At 68.5% G+C, this 2,688-nt stretch carries 2 protein-coding genes; both read right to left on the bottom strand.

Annotated elements, in window-relative coordinates; translation table 11 throughout:
- A partial coding sequence (gene topA / locus CCR87_RS00135; protein ID WP_201155320.1) for a type I DNA topoisomerase occupies nt 1–1,469 on the bottom strand: 1,469 nt, incomplete at its 3' end.
- 49 nt (nt 1,470–1,518) lie between these two features.
- On the bottom strand, nt 1,519–2,688 hold a 1,170-nt coding region (gene dprA, locus CCR87_RS00130; RefSeq protein ID WP_242511769.1), incomplete at its 5' end, for a DNA-processing protein DprA.

Genomic DNA, 2,688 nt, shown 5'->3' with positions numbered 1-2,688 from the left:
TCAAGGAAGGCGAGCCGACGCAACGCGACAAGATCGTCGAGGAGCAGCACTTCACGCAGCCGCCGCCGCGCTACTCCGAAGCGAGCCTGGTGCGCCGGCTCGCCTTCCTTGAGCGGCGGTAGGCGCTTGTCGTCCTCGGTGCCCGACCTGTCCGAACTCTCGCTCTCTTCGTCCCGGCTTTCCCGGTACAGGCGGTAGAAGCCGTCGAAAGTCACGGTCGAGCCGTTGGCGCGGAGCTGCGCCAAGTCGTAGTCGACCCGGATGGTCGCCTGCACCTGATCCAGGCGCGCGCTTTCCATCTGGCTGGCGACCGTACGCTTCCAGACCAGCTCGTAGAGCTTGTAAGCCTCGTCGTTGAGAACGCTGCGCACGTCTTCCGGGGTGCGGAACAGGTCGGTCGGGCGGATCGCCTCGTGCGCCTCCTGGGCGTTCTTCGCCTTGGTGGCATACTGCCGCGGCTTGTCGGGCAGGTAGTCGCTGCCGAAACGCCGGTTCACCAGATCGCGGGTCTGGGTCAGCGCCTCCTGCGAGATCTGGACGCCGTCGGTCCGCATGTAGGTGATCAGGCCGACGGCCTCGCCGTTCATCTCCACACCCTCGTACAGGCGTTGGGCGACCTGCATGGTGCGGCTGGCGCCGAAGCCGAGCTTGCGGGAAGCTTCCTGCTGCAGGGTGGAGGTGGTGAAGGGCGGTTGCGGATTGCGCTTGCTCTGCTTGCGCTCGACGCCGGCGACCTTGAAGTCGTTGGCGTTCTCCAGCTTCGCCTTGGCGGCCTCGGCGCTTTGCGCGTTGGGCAGGCCGAACTTGTCGAGCCGCTGGCCGTCCAAATGGGTCAGGCGGGCGGTGAACTGACCGCCCTGCTGGGCCGTCAGGTGGGCGTCGATCGTCCAGTATTCCTGCGGCCGGAAGGCCTCGATCTCGGCCTCGCGCTCGCAGATCAGGCGCAGCGCGACCGACTGTACGCGGCCGGCCGACTTGGAGCCCGGCAACTTCCGCCAGAGCACGGGAGACAGCGTGAAGCCAACCAGGTAGTCGAGCGCGCGGCGGGCGAGGTAGGCCTCGATCAGCTCGCGGTTCAGGTCGCGCGGCTGCTCGAAGGCTTCCTGAATGGCCGACTTGGTGATCGCGTTGAACGCTACCCGGCGGATCGCGAGGTTCTCGCCAAGCACACGCCGGCGGCGCAACTCCTCCAGGATGTGCCAGGAGATGGCTTCGCCTTCGCGGTCGGGGTCAGTCGCGAGATAGAGCGCGTCGGCGCCCTTGACCGCGCTGGCGATCTCCTTGATCCGCTTCTCGGCCTGGGAATCCACCTCCCAGTCCATCTCGAAGTCGGAGTCCGGACGCACCGAGCCGTCCTTGGACGGCAGGTCACGCACGTGCCCGTACGACGCCAGCACGTGGAAGTCGCGGCCTAGGTATTTGTTGATCGTCCGGGCCTTGGCCGGAGATTCGACGATGACGACGTTCATGCTTTAACCAGGCTGATCGGCCAGCCCGGTGACGCGGCCGGGGCCGGCCTTAGGACGCGTCCGCGATGTCGTCCTGGCGCCGGGCGACACGGTTGCCCGGATGCCGCTCGCAGCGTCCGGCGAGCTCCATTTCCAGGAGGACCAGCGTCACGATCGCTGGCGATAACTGGCATTGCCGGATCACTTCGTCAACCGCGACTGGGGTTGGATCGAGCAACTCCGCGATTTCCGACCGTGCGCGCGCCAGCTCAGACTCGGTGACCTCGCTTCCGGCCATCTCCCCCTCCGTGCGCATATCGGTCTCCCATCCCAGGGCGCCGAACAGATAGCCGCGGGCAGGCGACTCGTGCGGGTCGCTGCGTAGCAGCGGGCGCAGACCGTCCAGTACGTCGCGCGTGGATTCGACCAGCACCGCACCGTCGCGCAGCAGCCGGTTGCAGCCCTTGGCGCGCGGATCGAGCGGGCTCCCGGGGACCGCGAAGACTTCCCGCCCCTGCTCGCCGGCCAGACGCGCGGTGATCAGGGAGCCGCTCTTGAGCGCCGCCTCGACCACCACGACGCCGAGCGACAGGCCGGAGATCAGGCGGTTGCGGCGGGGGAAGTGGCGGGCTTGCGGTTCGGTGCCGACCGGCATCTCGGAGATCAGCACCCCCCGAGTGGCCAGTTCGTCGTAAAGCTGCGCGTGGTCCGGCGGATAGACGACGTCGACCCCGCCGGCCATGGCCGCACAGGTGCCGCCCGCCAGCGTACCGTCACCGAGCGCGCCCGTGTGTGCCGCGCCGTCGATTCCCCGGGCGAGGCCGGAGACCACCAGCAGCCCCTCGCTGGCCAGTTCGTGCGCCAGCGTTCGCGCCATCCGGCGACCGTTGGCGCTGGCGTTGCGCGCGCCGACGAGGGCGATCGCCGGCTGGTCCAGCAGAGCGGGGTGGCCACGGACGAACAACAACGGCGGGGCATCGTCCAGCGCGGCGAGCAGCGCGGGGTAGCCCGCGTGCCCGCACGCAAGCGCATGGCCGCCCAACTTCTCCAGCCGGTTCAGCTCCTTCTCCGCGACGGTGCGGGGACAGATTTTGATCGGTTTCTTGCGTCCGCCCCGCGTGGCCAGCTCGGGCAGGGCGTCGAGGGCGGTTGCGGGCGTTCCGAAGCGTCGAAGCAGGGCATGGAAGGTCACCGGCCCGACGTTCTCGCTGCGGATCAAGCGCAGCCAGTCGATCGTTTC

Origin of the sequence: Rhodobaculum claviforme, assembly GCF_016653255.1 — a bacterium.
Taxonomy (GTDB): Bacteria; Pseudomonadota; Alphaproteobacteria; order Rhodobacterales; family Rhodobacteraceae; genus Rhodobaculum; species Rhodobaculum claviforme.
This window is presented reverse-complemented; position numbering and strand designations above follow the sequence as displayed.